This window comes from Vibrio sp. SCSIO 43086 (genome assembly GCF_051132235.1).
GTDB lineage: Bacteria > Pseudomonadota > Gammaproteobacteria > Enterobacterales > Vibrionaceae > Vibrio > Vibrio diabolicus.
Map to the genome: position 1 here is coordinate 3,407,176 of NZ_CP072677.1, position 23,478 is coordinate 3,430,653.

General features: G+C 46.3%; 26 protein-coding genes. 2 read left to right on the forward strand and 24 right to left on the reverse strand.

From position 1 onward, the window contains the following. The first annotated feature begins 10 nt into the window (after positions 1-10). Entirely contained in the window at positions 11-1,216 is a 1,206-nt protein-coding gene (gene punC, locus J8Z23_RS16165; protein WP_031780373.1) for a purine nucleoside transporter PunC, read from the forward strand. Between the two features lie 45 nt (positions 1,217-1,261). Here the strand turns inward: punC and J8Z23_RS16170 are convergent, their stop codons facing one another. Beyond that, the gene (locus J8Z23_RS16170; protein ID WP_048625599.1) at positions 1,262-2,038 is read right to left on the reverse strand and encodes a transporter substrate-binding domain-containing protein; all 777 of its coding nucleotides are present in this window, start codon (positions 2,036-2,038) and stop codon (positions 1,262-1,264) included. Between the two features lie 115 nt (positions 2,039-2,153). Between J8Z23_RS16170 and J8Z23_RS16175 the strand changes: the two genes are divergently transcribed. Then, the gene (locus tag J8Z23_RS16175; RefSeq protein WP_006742913.1) at positions 2,154-2,894 is read left to right on the forward strand and encodes an amino acid ABC transporter permease; all 741 of its coding nucleotides are present in this window, start codon (positions 2,154-2,156) and stop codon (positions 2,892-2,894) included. A gap of 81 nt (positions 2,895-2,975) precedes the next feature. Here J8Z23_RS16175 and glmU read toward each other — a convergent pair whose 3' ends face one another. The 23 genes from glmU to J8Z23_RS16290 form a co-directional block, all read right to left on the reverse strand. Beyond that, on the reverse strand, positions 2,976-4,337 hold the full coding sequence (glmU, locus tag J8Z23_RS16180; RefSeq protein ID WP_005394079.1) for a bifunctional UDP-N-acetylglucosamine diphosphorylase/glucosamine-1-phosphate N-acetyltransferase GlmU: 1,362 nt from the start codon (positions 4,335-4,337) through the stop codon (positions 2,976-2,978). A gap of 149 nt (positions 4,338-4,486) precedes the next feature. Continuing rightward, positions 4,487-4,909, reverse strand: a complete 423-nt coding sequence (locus J8Z23_RS16185; protein WP_005378937.1) for a F0F1 ATP synthase subunit epsilon — start codon at positions 4,907-4,909, stop codon at positions 4,487-4,489. 18 nt (positions 4,910-4,927) lie between these two features. Further along, entirely contained in the window at positions 4,928-6,331 is a 1,404-nt protein-coding gene (gene atpD, locus J8Z23_RS16190; protein ID WP_005383849.1) for a F0F1 ATP synthase subunit beta, read from the reverse strand. Between the two features lie 35 nt (positions 6,332-6,366). Next, entirely contained in the window at positions 6,367-7,233 is an 867-nt protein-coding gene (atpG, locus tag J8Z23_RS16195) for a F0F1 ATP synthase subunit gamma (RefSeq protein WP_005394082.1), read from the reverse strand. A 44-nt stretch (positions 7,234-7,277) separates the two neighbouring features. Further along, the gene (gene atpA / locus J8Z23_RS16200; RefSeq protein WP_005394084.1) at positions 7,278-8,819 is read right to left on the reverse strand and encodes a F0F1 ATP synthase subunit alpha; all 1,542 of its coding nucleotides are present in this window, start codon (positions 8,817-8,819) and stop codon (positions 7,278-7,280) included. A 13-nt stretch (positions 8,820-8,832) separates the two neighbouring features. Next, positions 8,833-9,366: a F0F1 ATP synthase subunit delta gene (atpH, locus tag J8Z23_RS16205; protein ID WP_005394085.1), complete on the reverse strand. Its 534-nt coding sequence runs from the start codon at positions 9,364-9,366 to the stop codon at positions 8,833-8,835. Between the two features lie 14 nt (positions 9,367-9,380). Then, entirely contained in the window at positions 9,381-9,851 is a 471-nt protein-coding gene (gene atpF, locus J8Z23_RS16210) for a F0F1 ATP synthase subunit B (RefSeq protein WP_031780375.1), read from the reverse strand. A 74-nt stretch (positions 9,852-9,925) separates the two neighbouring features. Next, positions 9,926-10,180 carry a F0F1 ATP synthase subunit C gene (atpE, locus tag J8Z23_RS16215; protein WP_002540812.1) on the reverse strand — a complete coding sequence of 85 codons (255 nt, stop codon included), beginning with the start codon at positions 10,178-10,180 and terminating at the stop codon, positions 9,926-9,928. Between the two features lie 56 nt (positions 10,181-10,236). Next, entirely contained in the window at positions 10,237-11,049 is an 813-nt protein-coding gene (gene atpB, locus J8Z23_RS16220) for a F0F1 ATP synthase subunit A (RefSeq protein ID WP_005378922.1), read from the reverse strand. Positions 11,050-11,057: 8 nt separating this feature from the next. Next, on the reverse strand, positions 11,058-11,447 hold the full coding sequence (locus tag J8Z23_RS16225; RefSeq protein WP_005378921.1) for a F0F1 ATP synthase subunit I: 390 nt from the start codon (positions 11,445-11,447) through the stop codon (positions 11,058-11,060). Positions 11,448-11,636: 189 nt separating this feature from the next. Further along, the gene (locus J8Z23_RS16230) at positions 11,637-12,518 is read right to left on the reverse strand and encodes a ParB/RepB/Spo0J family partition protein (RefSeq protein WP_434634326.1); all 882 of its coding nucleotides are present in this window, start codon (positions 12,516-12,518) and stop codon (positions 11,637-11,639) included. Positions 12,519-12,542: 24 nt separating this feature from the next. Beyond that, a complete protein-coding gene (locus tag J8Z23_RS16235) occupies positions 12,543-13,316 on the reverse strand; it encodes a ParA family protein (protein ID WP_005383838.1) in 774 nt (257 codons plus the stop codon). A gap of 10 nt (positions 13,317-13,326) precedes the next feature. Next, positions 13,327-13,962 carry a 16S rRNA (guanine(527)-N(7))-methyltransferase RsmG gene (gene rsmG, locus J8Z23_RS16240; RefSeq protein WP_005394093.1) on the reverse strand — a complete coding sequence of 212 codons (636 nt, stop codon included), beginning with the start codon at positions 13,960-13,962 and terminating at the stop codon, positions 13,327-13,329. A gap of 1 nt (position 13,963) precedes the next feature. Beyond that, positions 13,964-15,859, reverse strand: a complete 1,896-nt coding sequence (gene mnmG / locus J8Z23_RS16245; RefSeq protein ID WP_047010278.1) for a tRNA uridine-5-carboxymethylaminomethyl(34) synthesis enzyme MnmG — start codon at positions 15,857-15,859, stop codon at positions 13,964-13,966. 477 nt (positions 15,860-16,336) lie between these two features. Then, positions 16,337-16,771, reverse strand: a complete 435-nt coding sequence (gene mioC / locus J8Z23_RS16250; RefSeq protein ID WP_005394096.1) for an FMN-binding protein MioC — start codon at positions 16,769-16,771, stop codon at positions 16,337-16,339. Positions 16,772-16,871: 100 nt separating this feature from the next. Then, positions 16,872-18,233 (reverse strand): tRNA uridine-5-carboxymethylaminomethyl(34) synthesis GTPase MnmE, encoded by a 1,362-nt coding sequence (gene mnmE / locus J8Z23_RS16255; RefSeq protein WP_012841264.1) that lies wholly within the window; start codon positions 18,231-18,233, stop codon positions 16,872-16,874. A gap of 117 nt (positions 18,234-18,350) precedes the next feature. Beyond that, positions 18,351-19,973, reverse strand: coding sequence for a membrane protein insertase YidC (gene yidC / locus J8Z23_RS16260; protein WP_005394100.1), 1,623 nt, complete (start codon positions 19,971-19,973; stop codon positions 18,351-18,353). A 2-nt stretch (positions 19,974-19,975) separates the two neighbouring features. After that, the gene (gene yidD, locus J8Z23_RS16265) at positions 19,976-20,233 is read right to left on the reverse strand and encodes a membrane protein insertion efficiency factor YidD (protein ID WP_005378822.1); all 258 of its coding nucleotides are present in this window, start codon (positions 20,231-20,233) and stop codon (positions 19,976-19,978) included. Further along, complete coding sequence (rnpA, locus tag J8Z23_RS16270) at positions 20,200-20,523, reverse strand: ribonuclease P protein component (protein ID WP_005394102.1); 324 nt, start codon at positions 20,521-20,523, stop codon at positions 20,200-20,202. Before rnpA ends, yidD begins: the two co-directional genes overlap by 34 nt. A 46-nt stretch (positions 20,524-20,569) precedes the next feature. Continuing rightward, positions 20,570-20,704: a 50S ribosomal protein L34 gene (gene rpmH / locus J8Z23_RS16275; RefSeq protein ID WP_005378825.1), complete on the reverse strand. Its 135-nt coding sequence runs from the start codon at positions 20,702-20,704 to the stop codon at positions 20,570-20,572. Between the two features lie 242 nt (positions 20,705-20,946). Continuing rightward, the gene (locus J8Z23_RS16280; protein ID WP_048625594.1) at positions 20,947-21,684 is read right to left on the reverse strand and encodes an amino acid ABC transporter ATP-binding protein; all 738 of its coding nucleotides are present in this window, start codon (positions 21,682-21,684) and stop codon (positions 20,947-20,949) included. Continuing rightward, entirely contained in the window at positions 21,681-22,352 is a 672-nt protein-coding gene (locus tag J8Z23_RS16285; RefSeq protein WP_005378829.1) for an amino acid ABC transporter permease, read from the reverse strand. Before J8Z23_RS16285 ends, J8Z23_RS16280 begins: the two co-directional genes overlap by 4 nt. 114 nt (positions 22,353-22,466) lie before the next feature. Beyond that, positions 22,467-23,213 carry an amino acid ABC transporter substrate-binding protein gene (locus J8Z23_RS16290; protein ID WP_434634339.1) on the reverse strand — a complete coding sequence of 249 codons (747 nt, stop codon included), beginning with the start codon at positions 23,211-23,213 and terminating at the stop codon, positions 22,467-22,469. Positions 23,214-23,478: the final 265 nt, after the last annotated feature.

Genomic DNA, 23,478 nt, shown 5'->3' on the forward strand with positions numbered 1-23,478 from the left:
TGGTTGAATCATGAAAATATCAAAACTACAGCTCATTTATCTGGCAGCATTATCGATGCTTGGCTTCGTTGCTACCGATATGTATCTGCCAGCATTCAAAGCGATGGAAATCGACTTTGCAACAGGCCCAGAGCAAATAGCGCTCTCTTTAACGGTATTCCTAGTTGGTATGGCGGTTGGCCAGCTAATGTGGGGATTGGCATCCGATAAATTTGGCCACCGCAATACACTCGCGGCCGGGTTAGTGCTGTTTACTATCGCGTCATTCGGTTTGGCTTTCTGTGACCAAGTATGGCAACTACTGACACTGCGCTTTATCCAAGCTATCGGTGTATGTGCACCAGCAGTGATCTGGCAAGCTATGGTCATTAAACGCTACTCAAGCAGCAGTCAGCAAATTTTCGCAACGATCATGCCGTTAGTCGCGCTATCACCAGCGCTAGCACCTCAATTAGGGGTAGTGTTGGCAGATAACTTCGGCTGGCACAGTATCTTTATTACGCTAACACTAGTTGGTGTCTTCTTGGTCTTTGCGACAATGGCCCAAAAAGACGAGAAAGCAGAAATCAAACAAACCAGTATGTCTGCCGACATCAAAGCGCTGCTGAGTTCTAAAAAGTACCTTGGCAACGTGTTTATGTTTGCGACGGCTTCGGCTGCATTCTTTGCTTACCTAACTGGTATGCCAGAAATCATGGCGCAACTAGGCTATGAAGCAAAAGATATTGGTTTGAGCTTTATCCCACAAACTATCGCGTTTATGGCTGGTGGTTACTTGGGTAAAGTCGGCGTTCGTAAATTTGGTGATGAAAAAGTTCTACGTCAATTGATTGGCCTATTTAGTGTCGCGGCAATAATGATATTCATTGCCTCACAATGGGAACTGTCTTCTATCTGGCCAATTCTAGCGCCTTTCTGTTTAATTGCGGTAGCCAATGGTGCGCTATACCCAATCGTAGTAAACCGCGCGTTGGCAAGTGCTAAACAAAGCCCTGCAACAGCTGCAGGCCTGCAAAACAGCTTACAAATTACTGTGAGCAGTCTATCAAGCGCATTAGTTGCTGCAATGGCAAGCCAAGCTCAAATGGTAACGGGCGTTGCAATCATCATCTGTATGGGTGGTCTTTGGATGGGTTACATCTTATCTAACCGTGAATTGTCTCAGCACTTCACGACTCCAGACAATGCTCGTGTAGTGAGTGAAGACGAACTTTAATTGTTCAGATAATAAAAAAGAGCCGCGTAATGCGGCTCTTTTTGTTTATAAGCTTTTCAACCCCCACTTCTTGGCAGTCAGCTTGAAAAAGCCTTGGGTCTTTTTCAGCTCAACCCAATGGTTGATGTAATTAATCCATACTTGATCGTTTTGCGGCAACAGCATCGCAATTGGTGTCGGTTTACGCGGAGCGGTCACTGGTACTATCGCCAGTTGTTTAAACTTGTCCACCAACGTCGCTGCTTCCACATTGGACGTCACCGATACATCGGCCCTGCGAGCTAGTAATTCTTGGAAGTCGCGCGCTGGCGCTTCAATCACAATGTGTTGAGCCAGCGGGAAAAACTCTTTCACCATTTTTTCTTGCACCGTTCCTAGTGTCGCCGCGACTTTCACATCAGGCGTATTAAAATCTGCCCAATCAGAGAATTTGGCGAGATCTTTCTTTTGCACAACGGGTACAAAGGCAAGGTAGAAATACGGTTGGCTGTATCCAGCGACTTTCGCGCGCGACATATTCAGGGACGCGCTGCCAGTAATATCGTATTTGTTGGCGGTAATGCCATTGACTAGTGTCTTCCAATCCGTGGCTACATACTCTACTTTTACACCGAGATCTTTAGCAAGCTCTGTCGTTACGTCGATATCAAAGCCACGATAACTGTTGGTTGCAGGGTCTTTCATCGTCATCGGATTCCAATCTCCCGTCGTTCCAACACGGAGTACACCACTGTCTAAAATGGATTGAAGACGGCTTTCAGCATGAGCAATTTGAGTTGCAGCAAGTAAACACATTCCTAGCGCTAGTAAAATCTTTTTCATTTTTATTCCCTTAAAAATAATGACCTTATGCGGTTTAATGATTAACCTTTATTAAAGCTCTATTGATAACATAGCAGCAACAATGGAAGTTTTTTAGTTAATTCAGGGAGTAAATGTGACCTTTCGAACTCTATGGCTGATTTCGCTGCTGTTGCTCACAGGTTGCTCAGATTATCAATGGGGCTGGTATGTGCTCGATCCCTCCACGGAGCAAGGACTCACCAATCTGAAGTTTTTAATCGCCGGATTTAGTGACACCATCCAAGTATCACTCCTCAGTATGTTATTTGCGATGACCTTAGGTTTAATCATCGCCCTACCGGCTCTGTCGAACTCCCCCTACTTGAAGTGGATCAACCGCATTTATGTCGAGGTAGTCCGTTCAGTGCCTGTTTTAGTCTTACTACTTTGGGTGTATTACGGCATGCCAACGCTGTTGGATGTCTCACTCAATCACTTTTGGGCGGGTGTTATTGCCCTGACCATTGCTGAGAGTGCGTTTATGGCGGAGGTGTTTCGCGGCGGAATCCAAGCCATCAGTCGTGGCCAGCATGAAGCGGCTGAATCTTTGGGCTTAAGCTATTGGCAAAAGATGCACTTGGTAATTCTTCCCCAAGCGTTTCGACAAATTCTCCCACCATTGGGAAATCAATTTGTGTATATCCTGAAGATGAGTTCTTTGGTTAGTGTGATTGGTTTGAGCGATCTCACTCGCCGTGCCAATGAGCTGGTGGTGAATGAGTACTTACCCCTAGAGATTTATACCTTCCTCGTTTTGGAGTACTTGTTGCTCATTCTATTCGTATCCCAAGCTGTTCGTTGGCTCGAAAAACGCATCGCCATTCCCAGTTACTAACGATGAAGCCTTTAGCTAGAAACAACAAAGCCGCTCTTGTTGAGCGGCTTTGACAATATAGCGACAGAGTGCAGGTACTGCTTATTTCTGTTTTACAGGGCGTTGCCAGCCATTAATTTTGCGCTCTTTGACGCGAGTAATCACTAACTCGCCTTCTTCAACATCTTTTGTCAGCGTCGTGCCTGCACCGATGGTTGCGCCATCAGCGATAGTGACAGGCGCCACCAGTTGACTATCAGAACCAACAAAAACATCATTACCGATGATGGTTTTAAACTTGTTCGCACCATCGTAGTTACAAGTAATCGTACCGGCACCGATGTTCGTACGTTGACCGATTTCAGCATCACCAAGGTAAGTTAGATGGTTCGCTTTTGAGCCTTCTCCGATACGCGCATTTTTCACTTCTACGAAGTTACCCACATGGGAGTCGTTACGCATCTCAGCACCAGGACGAAGGCGAGTAAATGGACCAACGGTACATTCTTCACCAACCGTTGCACCTTCAATCACACTGTAAGGGCGAACGATGGTGTTGTCATCGATTTCGCAATCCTTCAGTACACAGCCAGCACCGATAACCACGTTATCACCGAGTGATACTTTACCTTCGATGATAACATTCACGTCAATTTCACAGTCCATACCGCACTGCAACTCACCACGCAAATCAAAGCGTGCTGGGTCGCGTAGCATCACACCTTGCTCTAGTAGCTTCTGAGCTTGCATTGATTGGAAAGCACGCTCTAGACGAGCAAGCTGTGCGCGGTCGTTAACCCCTTCCACTTCAATCGCGTTTACTGGGTGTACTGCCTCAACGGCGCGACCTTCATCGTGTGCGGCTGCAATAACGTCAGTTAAGTAGTACTCGCCTTGCGCGTTGTTATTGTTTAAGCCAGACAACCAACGCTTAAGATCCCCACCAGTCGCAACCATCACGCCAGTGTTGATCTCTTTAATTTGTTTTTGTTCTTCCGTTGCATCTTTTTGCTCAACGATCGCAACAACAGGACCATTTTTACGAATAATACGACCATAACCTGTTGGGTTATCAAGCATCACTGTAAGCAGTGCAATACCACCAGTTGGTTGAGCATCCAACAAGTTCTCGATGGTTTCGGCTGAGATTAATGGCACATCACCATAAAGCACGAGGATTTTCTCATCGTCTTCAAAGCGAGGAGATGCTTGGTCAACCGCATGGCCAGTTCCCAACTGATCCGCTTGCAGCACCCAGTTTACTGGTTCTTCAGCAAGAGTGGTTTGCATTTGATCACCACCGTGACCAAATACTAAGTGAATATTTTGTGCACCAAGACCAGTACATGTATCAATCACATGTTTTGCCATTGGCTTCCCTGCCAAAGTGTGTAGCACTTTAGGCATGTTCGAATGCATACGGGTACCTTTACCCGCAGCAAGAATCACAGCACTGAATTTCATTGAGAACCTATTGACGTTTTATGTTAATTGGCCGTTATTTTAAACAGCTCTTTTAAAATAGTTAATGGAGTAAGGTAAATTTCCAACTAAAATTAATCAAAAAGGCGACCATTTGGCCGCCTTTTGTCATGCAACGTTGCTAATTGAGCTTAGCGACGCTTTTTTGTCAGCTCGATAACTCGTAGCTGAGCAATGGCTTTAGCCAGTTCACTGGCCGCTTGTGCGAAGTCCATGTCACCATGCTGATTCTGGATTTGCTCCTCAGCGCGGCGCTTGGCTTCTTCTGCCTTCGCTGCGTCTAGCTCTTCACCACGGATAGCGGTATCAGCCAGTACAGTCGCTGTACCAGGCTGAATCTCTACCATACCACCAGAAACATAAATGATTTCTTCGTGGCCGTGCTGTTTCACAATACGCACCATACCAGGCTTGATAGCGGTCAGCAGCGGTGTGTGACCATGGAAAATACCAAGTTCACCTTCGCTACCGGTCACCTGAAACGTTTCAACACGACCAGAGAAGATTTTCTTCTCAGCGCTTACTACGTCTAGGTGAAAGGTTATTGCTGCCATATCGCCTCCTAGTTAGCCTTATAGCTTCTTCGCATTCTCAATAGCATCGTCGATGCTACCGCAGTACATGAATGCCTGCTCAGGAATGTCGTCGTATTCACCAGCTAGTAGACCTTTAAAGCCACGTAGAGTCTCTTTTAGAGGTACGTAAATACCAGGGTCACCTGTAAATACTTCTGCTACGTGGTAAGGCTGAGTTAGGAAACGCTCAATCTTACGTGCACGAGATACAACTTGCTTATCTTCTTCAGATAGCTCGTCCATACCTAGGATAGCAATGATGTCTTTCAGCTCTTTGTAGCGCTGAAGTGTCTGCTGAACGCCACGAGCAACTTCGTAGTGATCTTGACCAACTACTAGTGGATCAAGCATACGAGATGTTGAATCTAGTGGGTCGATCGCAGGGTATAGACCCATTGCCGCGATGTTACGGTTAAGTACAACCGTTGCATCCAAGTGCGCGAACGTGGTTGCTGGAGACGGGTCAGTCAAGTCATCCGCAGGTACGTATACCGCCTGTACAGACGTGATAGAACCTGATTTCGTTGACGTGATACGCTCCTGAAGTACACCCATCTCTTCTGCAAGAGTTGGCTGGTAACCTACCGCAGAAGGCATACGACCTAGCAGTGCCGATACCTCTGTACCTGCCAGTGTGTAACGGTAGATGTTATCAATGAACAGTAGTACATCACGACCTTCGTCACGGAAACGTTCTGCCATTGTTAGACCAGTCAGTGCAACACGTAGACGGTTACCTGGTGGCTCGTTCATCTGACCGTAAACCATCGCTACTTTCGATTCTTCAGGCTTCTCAACGTTTACAACGCCCGCTTCCTGCATCTCGTAGTAGAAATCGTTACCTTCACGAGTACGCTCACCAACACCCGCAAATACGGATAGACCTGAGTGCTGTAGTGCGATGTTGTTGATAAGTTCCATCATGTTAACGGTCTTACCTACACCTGCACCACCGAATAGACCGATTTTACCACCCTTAGCGAATGGACAAATTAGGTCGATTACTTTAACGCCCGTTTCTAGAAGTGCGATCTCGTTTGATTGTTCTTCGTAGCTTGGTGCGCTGCGGTGGATAGAGTAAACCTCTTCCGCGCCCACTTCACCACGCTCATCAATCGCGTCACCTAGGACGTTCATGATACGACCTAGAGTTTTAGTACCGACTGGTACTGAAATTGGAGCGCCAGTGTTAACCACTTCAACTCCACGACGTAAACCATCAGAGCTACCCATTACGATACAACGAACTACGCCACCGCCTAGCTGTTGTTGAACTTCAAGAACTAGACGCTCTTTTGAGTCCGTTACGTTTAGAGCGTCATATACACTAGGTACATTGCTCTGTGGGAACTCTACGTCGACTACCGCACCGATGATCTGTACGATCTTACCTGTAGCCATCGTTAATCCTCTAAACTATTTCGTTTTACCTAAGCTTAAACCGCAGCTGCACCACCAACGATTTCCGATAGTTCTTGTGTGATCGCAGCCTGACGGGCTTTGTTGTACACAAGTTCCAAATCGTCAATCAAGTTGGTTGCATTATCCGTTGCAGCCTTCATCGCAATCATTCGAGCCGCTTGTTCACAAGCAAGGTTCTCAACCACACCTTGGTATACCTGAGACTCTACGTAACGCACTAGTAGCGTATCCAGTAGAGGTTTTGGCTCAGGCTCATAGATGTAGTCCCATGAGTGCTCACGCTGCATCTCTTCGCTGTCCGATTTAGGCAAAGGTAGCAATTGATCGATCGTTGGTTGCTGAACCATAGTATTCACAAACTTGTTGAATACTACGTATAGACGGTCCAGTTCACCTTCATCGTATTTCTTCAGCATTACGCCAACAGAACCGATTAGGTCTTCTAAGCTTGGGTTATCACCCAGGCCAGAAACCTGTGCCGCAACTTTTGCGCCACCATGTTTAAAGAAAGCTGTTGCTTTTGAGCCAACAACGGCAAGCTCAATCTCAGCACCTTTCTCTCTCCATGCTTGCATGTCTGTAACGGCTTTTTTGAACACGTTAATGTTCAAACCACCACACAGACCACGGTCTGTCGAAACGATGATGTAACCAACACGTTTAGCTTCACGCTCTTCTAGGTACGGATGACGGTACTCTAGGTTTGCGTTAGCCACATGACCGATCACTTTACGCATTGTTTCAGCGTATGGACGAGAAGCTTCCATTGCATCTTGAGAACGACGCATTTTTGAAGCTGCTACCATTTCCATCGCTTTCGTAATTTTCTGCGTGCTTTTAACACTACCGATTTTATTACGTATCTCTTTTGCGCCGGCCATCGTTACTCTCCGTTAGTTGGTGGCAGAAACTGCCACCGACCTAATTACCAAGTTTGGGTTGCTTTGAAGTCGTCAGTCAGTTTCTTCAACTGAGCTTCGATTTCATCGTTGTAAGCGCCAGACTTGTCGATCTCAGCTGCTAGTTCAGCGTATTGACCGCGAGCGTACGATAGTAGAGCCGCCTCGAAATCTAGAACTTTGTTAAGTTCTACATCATCAAGGTAACCGCGCTCTGCCGCGAAGATAGTTAGAGCTTGGTCAAATACAGACATTGGAGCGTACTGCTTCTGCTTCATTAGTTCTGTTACTTTTTGACCATGGTCTAGCTGTTTCTTCGTTGCTTCATCAAGGTCAGAAGAGAACTGAGCAAATGCTGCTAGTTCGCGGTATGCAGCTAGTGCTGTACGGATACCACCTGATAGTTTCTTGATGATTTTCGTCTGAGCTGAACCACCTACACGAGATACTGAGATACCTGGGTCAACAGCTGGACGAACACCGGCGTTGAATAGCTCAGTTTGTAGGAAGATCTGACCATCGGTAATCGAGATTACGTTAGTCGGTACGAATGCTGAAACATCACCTGCTTGAGTTTCGATGATAGGAAGAGCAGTCAATGAACCAGTCTTACCTTTCACTTCACCGTTAGTGAAACGTTCTACGTACTCTTCGTTTACACGAGCTGCACGCTCTAGTAGACGCGAGTGTAAGTAGAATACGTCACCTGGGAATGCCTCACGGCCTGGTGGACGTTTAAGTAGTAGAGAGATCTGACGGTAAGCTACCGCTTGCTTAGATAGGTCATCGTAAACAATCAGTGCGTCTTCACCGCGATCGCGGAAGTATTCACCCATCGCACAACCTGCGTATGGCGCTAGGTATTGCAGCGCTGCAGATTCAGAAGCAGATGCAACTACAACGATAGTGTTTTGTAGTGCGCCATGCTCTTCTAGTTTGCGAACTACGTTAGCGATAGTCGATGCTTTCTGACCAATTGCTACGTAGATAGAGAAAATACCAGAGTCTTTCTGGTTGATGATCGCGTCGATCGCCAGTGCTGTTTTACCAATCTGACGGTCACCGATGATAAGCTCACGCTGACCACGACCGATTGGGATCATTGAGTCAACTGACTTATAACCAGTTTGCACAGGTTGGTCTACCGATTTACGGTCGATTACACCTGGTGCGATCACTTCTACAGGCGAAGTCATTTTCGCTTCGATTGGACCTTTACCATCGATAGGCTCACCCAGCGTATTTACTACGCGGCCTAGTAGTTCTGGACCAACTGGCACTTCAAGAATGCGGCCAGTACCTGTAACTTTCATGCCTTCCTTAAGGTCAGCATATGGGCCCATTACAACCGCACCAACCGAGTCACGCTCAAGGTTAAGTGCCAGTGCATAACGGCCACCCGGTAATTCAATCATTTCACCTTGCATCACGTCCGCTAGGCCGTGGATGCGGATGATACCATCGCTTACCGATACGATAGTACCCTCGTTGCGAGCTTCACTAACAACTTCGAAAGATTCGATGCGTTGTTTGATTAGATCGCTAATTTCCGTGGAATTAAGTTGCATGCTCCAATCCCCATTAAGACTGCAATGCATCGCTCAGGCGGTTCAAACGACCACGCGCTGAGTCATCGATGACTAGGTCTCCGGCTCGAATAATAACCCCACCAAGTAGGGTCTCATCTACACTGCAATTCAGCTTCACTTTGCGTTCAAGACGCTTTTCAAGTTTGCTGCCAATGTTTGCAAGTTGCTCATCAGAAAGTTCTGTTGCTGAAATGACTTCAACATCGATTTCTTTCTCATGCTCTTTCTTCAGAGTGTAAAACTCTGTGCAAACATCAGGAAGGGCCGCTAAACGACCATTCTCAGCCATCACCTTCAAAAGGTTTTGACCGTGCGTATCAACTTGTTCGCCGCAAACTGCAACAAAAATCTCTGCCATTTTATCAGCAGAAACCGAACCGGTTAGAAGTTCGTTCATTTGTTCGTTTTTGGCCACTTCAGCAGCAAAAGATAACATTTGGCCCCATTGGTCCAACTGGTCTTTCTCTAAAGCAAAGTCGAAGGCTGCTTTAGCATAGGGGCGTGCGATAGTAGTCAAATCAGACATATGCGCCCCCAGACTTAAAGTTTTGCAGTAATGTTGTCGAGAATATCTTTTTGCGCATCTTTATCGATAGAACGCTCAAGGATTTTCTCAGCACCAGCTACAGCCAGAGTAGCAACTTGTTTGCGCAGGTCATCGCGCGCACGATTGCGTTCAGCTTCAAGTTCTGCTTCTGCTTGCGCTAGGATTTTCTGGCGTTCTGCCTGAGCTTCCTCGCGAGCTTCATCAAGAATTTGAGACTTGCGCTTGTTCGCTTGTTCGATGATCTCAGTTGCTGTGCGCTTCGCTTCTTTCAATTGATCAGAAGCGTTGGCTTGTGCTAGATCCAAGTCTTTCGCAGCACGTTCTGCTGCTTGAAGGCCATCAGCAATTTTCTTCTGACGCTCTTCGATCGCTTTCATCAATGGTGGCCATACATACTTCATGCAGAACCACACAAATAGTGCAAACGAGATTGCTTGACCTAGCAGAGTTGCGTTTATGTTCACAACAGCTACCCCTCTATTTGGACTTAGTGTTAATCAGTGACAAGCGCTAATCGCTCGTCCCGAGTTAAAGGTGATTAACCTAGTTGACCAACGAATGGGTTTGCGAAAGTGAATAGTAGCGCGATTACGATACCGATCATTGGAACCGCATCAAGTAGACCCGCGATGATGAACATCTTAACTTGTAGCATAGGAGCCATTTCTGGTTGACGTGCAGCACCTTCTAGGAATTTACCACCTAGCAGTGCGAAACCAATCGCTGTACCAAGAGAAGCAAGACCGACGATAATACCTACGGCGATTGCAGAAAAGCTCAGTAAAGTTTCCATTACTATCTCCAATTTATAGTTGTTGGCTTAGTGCCCAAATAAAAAGCTTTAAAAAATTAATGATCAGGATCTTCGTGTGCCATTGACAGGTAAACAATTGTCAACATCATGAATACGAAGGCTTGAATCGTAATAACCAAGATATGGAAGATTGCCCACGGTAGTGAACCCATCCATTGTAAGTACCATGGTAGCATTGCCGCACAAAGAATGAATACAACCTCACCCGCGAACATGTTACCGAATAGACGCATACCAAGTGATAGAGGTTTCGCCAGTAGCGATACCACTTCAATCAGTAGGTTAAACGGAATCATAAGTGGGTGATTGAATGGATGTAGTGCAAGTTCTTTTGCGAATCCACCTAGACCTTTCACTTTGATGCTGTAGTAAATCATCAATGCAAAAACGCCTAGAGCCATAGCCATGGTGATATTCACATCAGCAGACGGTACAACCTTAAGGTAAGGGATACCTAGCCAATGTTCTGCTGGGTACGGTAAGAAGTCGATAGGAACTAAGTCCATCACGTTCATCAAAAATACCCAACAAAAGATAGTCAGTGCTAAAGGCGCGATCAGTGGGTTGCGTCCATGGAACGTGTCTTTGACGTTATCGGCGACAAATTCAACGATCATTTCTACAGCACACTGAAGCTTACCCGGTACACCCGCTGTTGTTCTCTTCGCTACTTTGTAAAAAATTCCGAGGAAGATTAAACCAGTAAACCAAGAAAAAAACAGGCTATCGATATGTACGTTCCAGAAACTTGTCTCCGACCCTACTAAACCCAACTTATACAGCGATAGGTTAGAAAGGTGGTGGGCAATGTAACCGGACGATGTTAGCGCTTCACCTGGCGCAGCCATAACTCATCCTATTTTTTGTTGTTAATGAATAGCACTGGTGCACAGATATTAATACCTAGTACCAGCAAATAGGTTAGTTTGAGGGGAACAAGTTCCACCTGCATATACATGTAGGCAACATAGAACAGTGCAACCGTGATGAGAATTTTCAGTACTTCACCCGTATAGAAGGAAGCCGCGATGCGCTTGGCAGCGCGAGCCCCACTAAACATGAAAGCACACAGCGCGAATACTGCATTGGCAACAACAAAAATGCCTCCGCCAATCAGCGCTGAAAATCCCCAGTCAGGATTTATGGCTACCGCCATTCCTGCTGCCACAAAAATAACCGCGCCAGACTGGATCATTAACAATTGCCTTGCGAGCTCTCGTCCTGGTCTAGCTAACGCAGCTACCATGTATTCGTACCTCTAGTAATATCCACTTCGCACTAAACTCTCTGTGCTGGGAAATTGGCGAAAATTATACGTTCAGTTCAACGTAAAGCAATTCGATTGCATCAAAAACTTACAGTTTTGTTTACAAAACGACAACTTTCGCACAAAATTCGATTAATTAGATTAATTGACCTAAATCAATTATCTCATCTAGTCCTCAAGCTTGGCAATTAGTTGGTCCAATTTGTGAGGCTCATCAATACTTATCGTCAATTTCGCTTTTCCGTTTGCAGAACGGGTCAGAGAAACTTTTGCATCAAGCAGCTGACTCAATTTATGCGACATTTGCTCAGCTTCGGTATCTTCTTGTTGCCCTTTTTGCTCATTTTGTGGGGCTAAGCACTTTTTTACTAACTGTTCGGTTTGGCGAACAGTCATTTGCTTTTTCGCGACTTGTTGAGCAACCTCAACCTGCTTCCCACCCTGCAAGGCCAATAGCGCTCGCGCATGACCCATTTCTAGCAATTTATCCGCAACCAAGCTTTTCACATCGGACTCAAGCTGGTTTAAACGTAACAAGTTACTGACTGTCGTTCTCGACTTACCAATCACTTCTGCGACTTGTTGATGCGTAAGCGTAAATTCGTCTTGTAAGCGCTCAAGCGCTTGTGCTTCTTCAATTACATTCAAGTCTTCACGTTGAATGTTCTCAATCAACGCCATGGCAATCGCCGCGCGATCTTCGACTTTCTTCACCAAACACGGCACACGTTTTAAACCAGCCTGCCTTGCCGCACGCCAGCGGCGCTCACCAGCAATGATCTCAAACTGGCCGCTTTCAACCTGGCGAACCACGATTGGCTGAATAATGCCTTGTGACTGAATCGAAGCCGCTAATTCTTCTAGCGCTTCAGGCGCCATATCTTTACGCGGTTGGTATACGCCCGGTTGCAATTGACCAATCGCTAAGTCGGTTAACTCACCGTCTGCCGATAATTCTTGGCTATGCGATGCAATATGCTGTTTTTCACGAGCAAACGAACTGGTCGACAATAACGCATCCAGTCCTTTTCCGAGACCACGCTTAGACATGGGATTGAATTCCTTAGGTTAGAGTTAAACTGGGATTTCTTCGCGGCGGAGCATTTCGCCCGCTAGAGCAAGATACGCTTTGGCCCCTGCAGAGTACTTATCGTAGTACATCGCTGGTTTACCGTGACTTGGCGCTTCGGCCAAACGCACATTACGCGGAATGACGGTACGGTAAACTTTATTGCCAAAGTGTTTTTTAAGTTGATCGGACACTTCATTCGATAGGCGGTTGCGCGGGTCGTACATAGTACGCAGTAAACCTTCGATTTTGAGGTTTTCATTAACCACAGCCGCTAACTTGCTGATTGTGTCCATAAGAGCAGTTAAACCTTCTAACGCAAAGTATTCACATTGCATCGGCACCAGCACAGAATCAGCTGCCGCCATCGCATTGATTGTAAGAAGGTTTAGAGAAGGAGGACAATCAATAAAGATGAAATCATAGTTATCGCGAACTGACGACAATGCATTTTTTAAACGCACTTCGCGAGCGAACACTTCCATCAATTTGATCTCTGCCGCGGTTACGTCACCGTTCGCCGCGATCAAATCATACTTCCCTGTGGTTTGGGTACATACGACTTGATCGAACGGTGTATCTTCGACCAAAAGATCGTATGCGGTGGCATCGACCATATACTTATCCACGCCACTGGCCATCGTAGCATTGCCTTGCGGGTCGAGATCGATCACCAAAACCTTGCGCTTTGTTGCCGCCATCGAAGCCGCTAAGTTAATGCACGTTGTTGTTTTGCCGACCCCACCTTTCTGGTTGGCGATTGCTACAATTTTACCCACGATTACCTCGCTAATTTTCCTTGCGCGATAAGATTACTAGATGACGATCACCTTCCAACTCAGGAACAGCTAAAGATATGATCTCTGTCACACTGCACCATTCAGGAAGCTGATCCATTTCATCTTTAGGGTGCTGTCCTTTCAGCGCTAGAAACACCCCATGCTCTTGTTTCGGCAAATGGTGGCACCATTCCACCATGTCTGTCATTGAAGCAAAAGCTCGACTCAAAACGCCATCAAATTTTTCTTCAGGTTGAAATTCTTCGACGCGACTTTGAATTGGTGTCACGTTTTTCAGCCCTAATGTGTGCACGACCTGCTTGATAAAACGGATGCGTTTGCCAAGACTGTCGAGCAAGAAGAAGGTCTTCTCAGGGTTCATGATTGCCAAAGGTATGCCCGGTAAGCCCGGACCAGTACCAACATCAATAAAGCGCTCACCGGGCAGGTGTGTGCTCACCACGATGCTATCAAGAATATGTTTCACTAACATATCAAGCGGATCGCGCACCGACGTTAAGTTGTACGCTTTGTTCCACTTGTCGAGCAGTTCGACGTAACCGACCAATTGCTCTCTTTGTTGCTCTGACACTTCTAAATCGGTTTTCGCGATCAGTGAATCCAGTTTTGTTCGCAATGCGCTCATTTTATTCTTCCTCACCTTTCTTCAGCAAACCATGCTTTTTCAAGTGAACAAGAAGAATAGAGATTGCTGCAGGCGTAATACCAGAAATGCGCGATGCAATACCGATGCTCTCTGGTTTGGCCTCACTCAGTTTAGCAACGACTTCGTTTGATAAACCTTTTACATCGCGGTAATCCAAATCTGCGGGTAGCTTGGTATTTTCGTGACGCAATGATTTTTCGATTTCTTCCTGCTGACGCTTGATGTAACCATCGTATTTTACTTGAATTTCAACTTGCTCAGCCGCTTGCTGATCTTCAAGTGCAGGAGCAAACGCTTCAAGTTGCGTCAGTTGCGAATAAGTGATCTCTGGACGACGCAGAAGATCCTCACCACTCGCTTCACGTGCCATTGGGGTTTTCAGCAGCTTGTTCAGCTCATCCACGCCTTCTGACTTCGGATTCATCCACGTTGATTTCAAACGCTGACGTTCCGTTTCCATGTTATTGAGTTTCTCGTTAAAGCGAGCCCAACGAACATCGTCAATCAAGCCTAACTCGCGTGCTTTTTCCGTTAAACGTAAATCGGCGTTATCTTCACGTAGCAACAAGCGGTATTCCGCACGAGAAGTGAACATGCGGTACGGTTCTTTGGTACCCATGGTCGATAAATCATCAATCAATACGCCCATGTAAGCTTGGTCACGACGTGGGCTCCAGCCTTCTTTGTCTTGGCTGTACAAGCTTGCGTTTAGACCGGCCATCAAGCCTTGCGCTGCGGCTTCTTCGTAGCCAGTCGTACCATTAATCTGACCAGCAAAGAACAGACCATGAATAAACTTGGTTTCGTACGTTTGCTTCAAATCACGTGGATCGAAGAAATCGTACTCAATCGCATAACCAGGACGAACGATATGCGCATTTTCAAAGCCTTTCATTGAGCGAACGATTTGTACTTGCACATCAAATGGCAAGCTAGTCGAGATACCGTTAGGGTATAGCTCGTGCGTCGTTAAACCTTCTGGCTCAATGAAGATTTGGTGGCTATTTTTGTCCGCAAAACGCATCACTTTGTCTTCAATCGACGGGCAGTAACGCGGACCAATGCCTTCAATCACACCCGCGTACATCGGACTGCGATCCAAGTTGCTACGGATCACGTCGTGCGTTTGCTCATTGGTGTGCGTAATAAAACATGGGATCTGACGCGGGTGTTGTTCGCGTTTACCCATGAATGAAAATACAGGGGTAGGGTTATCACCGTGCTGAGCTTCAAGCACTGAAAAATCAACAGTGCGAGCATCAATGCGCGGTGGGGTACCCGTTTTTAAACGATCCACACGGAATGGCAGTTCACGTAATCGATCCGCTAATGCGATCGACGGTGGATCCCCTGCACGTCCACCTGAAGAGCTCTCCATGCCAATGTGGATCTTACCACCAAGGAACGTACCTACCGTTAGTACGACGGCTTTCGCATGGAAGCGAAGTCCCATTTGAGTCACCACGCCAACCGCGCGGTCTTGCTCAACAATCAGATCATCCACTGACTGCTGGAACAGCGTTAAGTTAGGTGCATTTTCTAATGCGTTACGGACGTACGCTTTGTACAGAGCTCGATCCGCTTGAGCTCGAGTCGCTCGAACTGCAGGACCTTTGGAGGCATTTAGTGTACGGAATTGAATACCTGCATGGTCGATGGCTTCAGCCATCAAACCGCCCATAGCATCCACTTCTTTTACTAAGTGACCTTTACCAATACCACCAATCGCCGGGTTACAAGACATCTGGCCTAATGTATCGATGTTATGGGTAAGGAGAAGCGTTTTTTGTCCTGTGCGTGCAGATGCGAGCGCGGCTTCCGTTCCTGCGTGTCCGCCACCGACAACAATGACGTCAAAGTTTTCGTGATAAAGCATGAACTGACCTCAGGTATTCAAAGGGATTTAATGGACAGATAAAGGAGCCGTATTTTACCTGCTTTATGCCACAGAGAAAAACGTTTTCTCGTTTTATCCGTTTTAAGCTTCAAGATAAATATATATAAGATCTATATATATGATCTTTTATTAGATCTACTATTAGGATCGACCGTTTATGTGGATAACCTAAAAATGATCAACAAGATCATGGATCTTCTTTGGATCATATCTTGTGATCATGATTGGATCAGATCGAGGATTACCTGGGATCAAAAGTGGTAGTTATACACAGGGGGTAAAATTGATCAAAGTTGTTATTGGGATAACTAAAGGAAAATCACTGGATCTTATCGTAGTTATCCACAGCTCGTTTGATTGGTTTTTGAGCAGTTAAACAAAATAATTTGACGGGAGTTATTCACATTGGGGAAAACAGAGCCGAATTTCGACTCTGTTGAAGGGAAAGCGGAGAGCTTAAAAGCGTTCGATATTCTCTTTTAACCATGCCTCAGCGGCGTCTTCGGGTACTGCATGGCTCAGTACATCAATCTTAAGACAATCAGCGAGCGGTGTGGCACCAATGTCCTCTAGTAAATCATAAGCGTGTTGACCAGCGGCGCAGAACGTATCATAGCTTGAATCACCAATCGCAATCACTGCGAACTTTACGTCGGTCATTTTCGGCGGGGTATTTTGTAATGCCGCGATAAAAGGTTGAATATTATCAGGGTACTCACCAGCCCCATGGGTTGAGGTGATCACCAACCACGTTCCTTGATTTTCGATCTCATCAAGAGATGGCTGATTGTGGATCGTTGTTTCAAATCCATTCTCGTTGAGTAGATCACTCAGGTGATCCCCTACGTATTCTGCGCCACCTAGCGTGCTGCCTGTAATAATGTGGATCATACTTCTTCCTTATTGAATGCGACGGCTAAAGCTCATGGATGGCTTGCCGTACAAAAAGAAACGCGGTGTGAGTTAAGCTCAGCACCGCGCGTTCGATTATTTACTTCCCGATACAGAATGAAGAGAAGATTCGGCCCAGTAAGTCGTCAGAACTGAACTCGCCGGTAATCTCGTTGAGATGCTGTTGGGTGATGCGCAGCTCTTCTGCCAGTATCTCACCAGCCATATAGCCTTCAAGCTGTTCCTGGCCTATTTGAAGGTGCTGTGCGGCGCGTTCCAATGCATCGAGGTGACGGCGACGAGCCATAAAGCCACCCTCACTATTGCCTGAGAAGCCCATGCATTCTTTTAGGTGTTCACGCAGAGCTTCAACCCCTGCACCAGTTTTCGCTGACAAGCGGATAAGGGTAGGGTTATTGACGTGGCAGATCCCCATTTCTTCACCCGTTTGATCCGCTTTGTTTCGGATCACGGTTATGCCGATATTGTCGGGTAGGCGATCCACAAAGTCTGGCCAGATATCTTTCGGATCGGTGGCATCGGTTGTGGTGCCATCCACCATGAACAAGACGCGGTCTGCTTGAGCTATTTCATCCCACGCGCGCTCGATACCGATTTTCTCGACTTCGTCGGAGGCATCACGCAGACCTGCTGTATCAATGATGTGTAGTGGCATACCATCAATGTGGATATGCTCACGCAGTACGTCACGCGTGGTACCTGCGATGTCGGTTACGATTGCAGACTCTTTGCCTGATAGCGCGTTCAGTAGGCTTGATTTGCCCGCATTTGGACGACCTGCAATCACGACTTTCATCCCTTCACGCATGATCGCGCCTTGGTTGGCTTCTTTACGCACCGCATCTAGGTTGTCGATGATGGCTTGTAGGTCACCAGCCACTTTGCCGTCGGCCAGAAAGTCGATCTCTTCTTCTGGGAAGTCGATGGCTGCCTCAACATAGATACGCAAATGAATCAGCGACTCAACTAAGGTATTAATGCGCCCTGAAAAGGCGCCCTGTAAGGATTGCAGCGCCGATTTTGCTGCTTCTTCAGAACTTGCATCAATGAGGTCTGCAATTGCTTCTGCTTGAGCGAGGTCGAGTTTATCGTTCAGGAACGCGCGTTCAGAGAACTCACCAGGGCGAGCTGCTCGAATACCATCAATACCTAGAATGCGTTTTATCAGCATATCCATCACGACGGGGCCGCCATGGCCTTGCAGCTCAAGTACGTCTTCACCTGTAAATGAGTGCGGGTTAGGGAAGTACAGAGCGATGCCCTGATCAAGCACAGTGCCATCTTCTGACTTAAACGGCAGGTACTCTGCATAGCGAGGCTTTAGTGTCTTACCCGTGACTTCTAACGCCACTTGGTTGGCTTTAGGGCCTGATACTCGAATAATACCGACACCGCCACGACCAGGCGCGGTCGCTTGAGCGACAATCGTATCTGTAGTCATAATTTTGCCTTTTGAGCTGGGCTCAAATTGAGCCATAACTTTAGTTAGCTGAATTGTAATCAGCCAAAAACAAAAAGGCGACCTTTTGGCCGCCTTTCTCAATCATTTCCTAAAAGGTTACTTGCTGTGTAAGCCTTTTTTCTCCAATCCTTTGTAGATAAGAGTTTGCTGGATAAGCGTTACGATGTTCGACACCAACCAGTACAGAACGAGACCTGATGGGAAGAACAAGAAGAAGAAGGTAAACATAACCGGCATAAAGGTCATGATCTTCTGCTGCATTGGATCCGTTACCGTTGTCGGGCTCATCTTCTGGATTAGGAACATAGACGCACCCATCAATAGCGGCAGGATGTAGTAAGGGTCCTGTGCTGAAAGGTCATGAATCCAACCGAAGAATGGTGAGTGACGAAGCTCTACCGATTCCATTAGCGCCCAGTATAGCGCGATGAAGATAGGCATCTGCAGGATAAGAGGTAAACAGCCACCTAGTGGGTTTACTTTCTCTTTCTTGTACAGTTCCATCATTTCTTGGCTCATACGCTGACGGTCATCACCGATGCGCTCACGCATAGCTTGCAGCTTAGGCTGAAGCATACGCATTTTCGCCATAGACGTGTATTGCGCTTTCGTTAGTGGGTACATTGCACCACGAACGATGAAGGTCAGACAGATGATTGCCACACCCCAGTTACCAACAAAGCTCTGGATGAATGAAAGCAACATATGAAGAGGCTTCGCAATGAACCATAACCAGCCGTAGTCCACTACTAGGTCTAGGTTAGGTGCCACTTCTGCCATTTCATCTTGCAGTTTTGGACCAACCCAAAGTGTTGCTTCAAACTTAGCCTGATCGCCTGTTGCGATAGTTTTGTTCGGCATACGAACGCCGATGTCGCCTAGGTTGCCAATTACACGAGTGTATAGGTTAGTACCTGGTTCGTTACGTGGGATCCAAGCTGCGGCAAAGTAGTGCTGAATCATTGCTGCCCAACCTTGGCCATCGGCTAGGTTAAGAGACAGGTTGCGATCCTGCATATCATCAAAGCTGTACTTCTTGTAACGCGTATCTTCTGTTGAGTATGCGCCACCACGGTAAGTAGGCATTGTGATGCTACCACCATCGTCCATTAGGTTTTGACGTAGGTGAGCGTACATACCAAATGTTGCGTTATTGCCTGAGTTGTTCACTACATCGTATTCAACATTAAGCGCGTAGCTGCCGCGTTTAAAGATGTAAGTTTTGGTGTATTCGATGCCGTTTGCAGTGAATGTCATCGGAACACGAAGTTCATCTTGACCGTCAGCTAGAGTGAAGCTGTCTGCACTTACGTTGTAGTGAGGGCGATTTGTGCTGCTCAAGTCGATACCTTGAGGACCCACTAGACCGCTTTGAGCGATAAATTGGTGACCTTGAGCGTCTTTAAGCAGAACAAAAGAATCTGATGAATCTAACTCAGCAGAGTATTCGTTAAGGTTGGCATGTACCACATCGCCACCAACGGTGTCGATCGACAGAGTTAAAACATCAGTCGTTACTGTGATAGTTTTTGCAGAAGCTTGCTGTTGGCCAGGAACTGGGTCAAGTTCATCAGCAAAAGATGGTGCAGGTAGAGTGCTGCTTGATTGAGCCTGTTCAACTGCTTGAGGTTCTGGATTCTTTGCAACTTGCCATTGTTGAAACAGCAAAAAAGAAACCAGGGCCAAACCGATGAGCAGGATATTACGTTGAGAATCCATCGTTAGTTATCTCTGTCTTGTTTTTGGACTGGTGGAACGGGGTCATACCCCCCTTCATTCAAAGGGTGGCATTTTAATAGACGTTTGCCTGATAACCAACATCCTTTTACAAAACCGTGAGCTCTCAAAGCTTCTAGCGCGTAAGTGGAACAGGTTGGTGTGAACCGGCAACGAGGACCAATCAAAGGGCTGATAAACCAGCGATACAGATAAACGAGCCCAATGGCTATCCACGTGAAGGGCGAGACAGGCGTTGCCATAGCTTATCAAACAACTTAAAAATTTCCTCATTGCTTAAATCTTGCGCGCTTTTCTTCGCAATCACAACAAAATCTTTGTTTGGAAGCTGATGTTGATTGTTACGAAAGCTTTCACGAGCCAAACGCTTAAATCGGTTACGACCGACAGCCGTTTTGATTTGCTTTTTTGGAACCGCTAAACCTAATCGTGGATGAGAAAGTTTGTTATTGCGAGCAATGATGGTGAAATGAGGCGAGCCAGCTCGATGAGCTTGCTGGAAGACGTTTTGATAATGCTCGGGAGTTAACAAACGTAACTCCCGATTAAACGCGTACGTGTTCAAAATAAACTAGCGATTATTTTGATAGGCGCGCACGGCCTTTTGCACGACGTGCGTTGATAACTTTACGACCGTTCTTAGTTGCCATGCGAGCACGGAAGCCGTGAGTACGCTTGCGCTTTAGAACTGTAGGTTGAAAAGTGCGTTTCATGATAATTACCTTTACTGATCAGTAGTTTTAGGTTCTTGTTAAACCCGGCGTGGGTATTTGCTTTCTTATATAAAGAAGCTCTTTATATAGAGAAGGACAACCGACGCCTCTCAACAAAGAGGCGGAATTGTAATCACACTCACATAATGTGTCAATGACTCAATGAGTACGAAATTCCGGCCGGGCGATTATACGTAGTGTGAGTAAAATCTCAAGGATCAATCGATCCTGATGCTTGATCGTTACTCTATTCCTACTTGGTTAAGGAATTTTTTCAAACGAGGATCTTGTGGATTATCGAAGATATCCTGTGGAGAACCTTGCTCAACGATATTGCCTTCCGCCATGAAGATCACTCTATCTGCGACTTCTTTCGCGAATTGCATCTCGTGCGTCACCACCAGCATGGTTTGATGCTGATTAGCTAACTTCTTCATTAATGAGAGAACTTCTCCAACCCATTCCGGATCCAACGCAGAAGTTGGTTCGTCAAATAACAGCAATTCTGGTTGCAGCGCCATCGCTCGGCCGATACCCACACGTTGTTGTTGGCCGCCAGACAATGCCGCTGGATAACTATCGCCTTTATCCCCAAGGCCTATGTCATCCAGAATTTGTTGCGCTCGTTTGAGAGCATCGACTTTTTTCCAACCTCGAACGGTCACTAGACCTTCGGCAATGTTCTGGCGCGCATTCATATGGGCAAACAGGGCATAGTTTTGGAACACAAAGCCAGTTCGACGACGCAGCGCTAATACTTCGGCTTTAGTGTGTTTTTGAGTATCAACGGAGATGTCATCTATCGTGATACGACCTTCATCTGCTTGTTCTAGAAAGTTCACCGTACGCAGCAAGGTTGATTTACCCGTACCACTTGAGCCGATAATCACGATGATCTCACCTTGCTTAATATCGAGGTCGATGCCTTTCAGCACTTCAGTCTCACCAAAACGTTTGTGAATATTTTCTAACTTAATCATCGTACGTACGCCTTATTCAGTTTTGCTTCTGCCCAGATTTGTACGCGAGTCAGAATCACCACCACGCCCCAGTAAATAAGAGCAACCGCAAGGAAAGCTTCAAAGAAACGGAAACTTGATGAGGCTTCCATCTGTGCTTTCGCCATGATTTCGGCCACACCAAGCGTGAAGGCGAGAGACGTTGACTTGATCATATCGATGAAATAGTTCATCAATGAAGGCAGTGCGACACGCGTTGCTTGAGGTAAAATCACTCGGCGCATCGCCTGAGATGTTGTCATACCCACCGACAAGCTCGCTTCCATCTGGCTACGATCAATACCAATAATGGCGGCACGAATACTTTCCGCCATATAAGCGGCAAAGTGCAGCGTTAAACCGATCACCGCTGCTGAGAAGGCATCAATACCCACCATCAATGGGAAAATTTGTGGTAAGCCGTAATAAAGCAGGAAAAGCTGAACTAAGAGAGGGGTGCCACGGAAGAAGCTGATGTACAGTTGGCTTAATTGATCCAGAACTGGCAGTTTAAATACGCGAATATTGGCTAAAATGACGGATAAAATCAGTGAAAACACCAATCCCCATGTCGCCATCTCCATGGTAGTGCCAAGATATTTCAGCAATATCGGCAGCAGTTCCAACATGTAATTAAAGTCAAATCCCATACGGCTTACCTAAAGGCTAGAGAAAAGAAAAGGTGGAAAACAAGTTCCACCTTTACGTAAGTTTATTTTAGTCCGAGAGTGATACCACTTTGCGGCCTAAAGTACAAAGAGTTCTTATTTCGTGATGTCAGCGCCAAACCACTTCACGGAAATTTTCTCTACTGTACCATCTGCGCGCATCTCAGCCAGTGCTTTGTTTACTTCTTCTTGCAGCTTACGACCTTTCTCGTTGTCCACGAAAGGCCATGCGTTTTGAATGGTTTCAAACGGTTCGCCCGCCAATTCCAAAGGAAGACCGGTTTTCTTAATCAGCTCTAACGCAGAAAGACGATCCATTACAAATGCATCTGCACGACCGAGCGCCACGTCATGTTCGATACCTGTGTCGTACGTTTTAATGTTGATCTTGCCGTCTTTGTCGTACTGACGAAGCAGTTGCTCGAAGTTAGATCCTAGATTCACAGCAACGGTTTTGCCCGCAAGATCGCCAACACCTTTGATGCTGTCGTTGCCTTTACGCACGGTAATTTGTGCGCCATCTACAACGTAAGGGTCAGCAAATAGGTATTTGGCTTTACGCTCATCAGTCATGGTGATTTGGTTGGAGATCGTATCGATACGACCGGTTTCTAGCAGACCAAATAAACCAGAGAAGTTAGCGGTTACGTATTCGATTTTGTAATCGTTGCGTTTGCCGATTTCATCCCACATGTCGACTTCAAAGCCTTGTAGCTTATCTTGCTTTACAAAAGTAAACGGGAAGTAGCGACCTGACATACCAACTTTGACTTCGGTAGCTGCTTGTACGGTTGCTGCCGACAGTGCAATGGCTGCAACGGCAACCTTAATCCAGTTTTTCATAATACATCTCCATAATTTTATGGTTGGAAATACTACTGTTAGTTAGCTCAATTAAATAAATAACCAAGAGCAATAACCTAGACCTGTGAGTTATTAGATAATAGAAGAAGAATGTAAAATGTGACGAAAATGCGAACTGAACCAGGGGAAATGATCGACAAAATCAGCATTGGGAATAAAATAATACACAGACTTATCACCAATCACTCGATCTTGTGAATTTTGCCCAATTGTGGATCGTTGTGTGGGCAAATTTGGGGCAAGG

What these genes read in the sequence shown, in the direction of transcription:
- J8Z23_RS16290 (WP_434634339.1), bottom strand. Translation starts at nt 23,213, where the DNA reads ATGAAAAACTGGATTAAGGTTGCCGTTGCAGCCATTGCACTGTCGGCA.
- atpA (WP_005394084.1), bottom strand. Translation starts at nt 8,819, where the DNA reads ATGCAACTTAATTCCACGGAAATTAGCGATCTAATCAAACAACGCATC.
- atpE (WP_002540812.1), bottom strand. Translation starts at nt 10,180, where the DNA reads ATGGAAACTTTACTGAGCTTTTCTGCAATCGCCGTAGGTATTATCGTC.
- yidD (WP_005378822.1), bottom strand. Translation starts at nt 20,233, where the DNA reads ATGGCAACGCCTGTCTCGCCCTTCACGTGGATAGCCATTGGGCTCGTT.
- J8Z23_RS16185 (WP_005378937.1), bottom strand. Translation starts at nt 4,909, where the DNA reads ATGGCAGCAATAACCTTTCACCTAGACGTAGTAAGCGCTGAGAAGAAA.
- mnmE (WP_012841264.1), bottom strand. Translation starts at nt 18,233, where the DNA reads ATGACTACAGATACGATTGTCGCTCAAGCGACCGCGCCTGGTCGTGGC.
- mioC (WP_005394096.1), bottom strand. Translation starts at nt 16,771, where the DNA reads ATGATCCACATTATTACAGGCAGCACGCTAGGTGGCGCAGAATACGTA.
- atpG (WP_005394082.1), bottom strand. Translation starts at nt 7,233, where the DNA reads ATGGCCGGCGCAAAAGAGATACGTAATAAAATCGGTAGTGTTAAAAGC.
- J8Z23_RS16170 (WP_048625599.1), bottom strand. Translation starts at nt 2,038, where the DNA reads ATGAAAAAGATTTTACTAGCGCTAGGAATGTGTTTACTTGCTGCAACT.
- J8Z23_RS16285 (WP_005378829.1), bottom strand. Translation starts at nt 22,352, where the DNA reads ATGGGATTTGACTTTAATTACATGTTGGAACTGCTGCCGATATTGCTG.
- yidC (WP_005394100.1), bottom strand. Translation starts at nt 19,973, where the DNA reads ATGGATTCTCAACGTAATATCCTGCTCATCGGTTTGGCCCTGGTTTCT.
- punC (WP_031780373.1), top strand. Translation starts at nt 11, where the DNA reads ATGAAAATATCAAAACTACAGCTCATTTATCTGGCAGCATTATCGATG.
- glmU (WP_005394079.1), bottom strand. Translation starts at nt 4,337, where the DNA reads ATGAAATTCAGTGCTGTGATTCTTGCTGCGGGTAAAGGTACCCGTATG.
- atpB (WP_005378922.1), bottom strand. Translation starts at nt 11,049, where the DNA reads ATGGCTGCGCCAGGTGAAGCGCTAACATCGTCCGGTTACATTGCCCAC.
- mnmG (WP_047010278.1), bottom strand. Translation starts at nt 15,859, where the DNA reads ATGCTTTATCACGAAAACTTTGACGTCATTGTTGTCGGTGGCGGACAC.
- J8Z23_RS16225 (WP_005378921.1), bottom strand. Translation starts at nt 11,447, where the DNA reads ATGGTAGCTGCGTTAGCTAGACCAGGACGAGAGCTCGCAAGGCAATTG.
- rpmH (WP_005378825.1), bottom strand. Translation starts at nt 20,704, where the DNA reads ATGAAACGCACTTTTCAACCTACAGTTCTAAAGCGCAAGCGTACTCAC.
- atpD (WP_005383849.1), bottom strand. Translation starts at nt 6,331, where the DNA reads ATGGCTACAGGTAAGATCGTACAGATCATCGGTGCGGTAGTCGACGTA.
- J8Z23_RS16230 (WP_434634326.1), bottom strand. Translation starts at nt 12,518, where the DNA reads ATGTCTAAGCGTGGTCTCGGAAAAGGACTGGATGCGTTATTGTCGACC.
- atpH (WP_005394085.1), bottom strand. Translation starts at nt 9,366, where the DNA reads ATGTCTGATTTGACTACTATCGCACGCCCCTATGCTAAAGCAGCCTTC.
- rsmG (WP_005394093.1), bottom strand. Translation starts at nt 13,962, where the DNA reads ATGAGCGCATTGCGAACAAAACTGGATTCACTGATCGCGAAAACCGAT.
- J8Z23_RS16280 (WP_048625594.1), bottom strand. Translation starts at nt 21,684, where the DNA reads ATGATTAAGTTAGAAAATATTCACAAACGTTTTGGTGAGACTGAAGTG.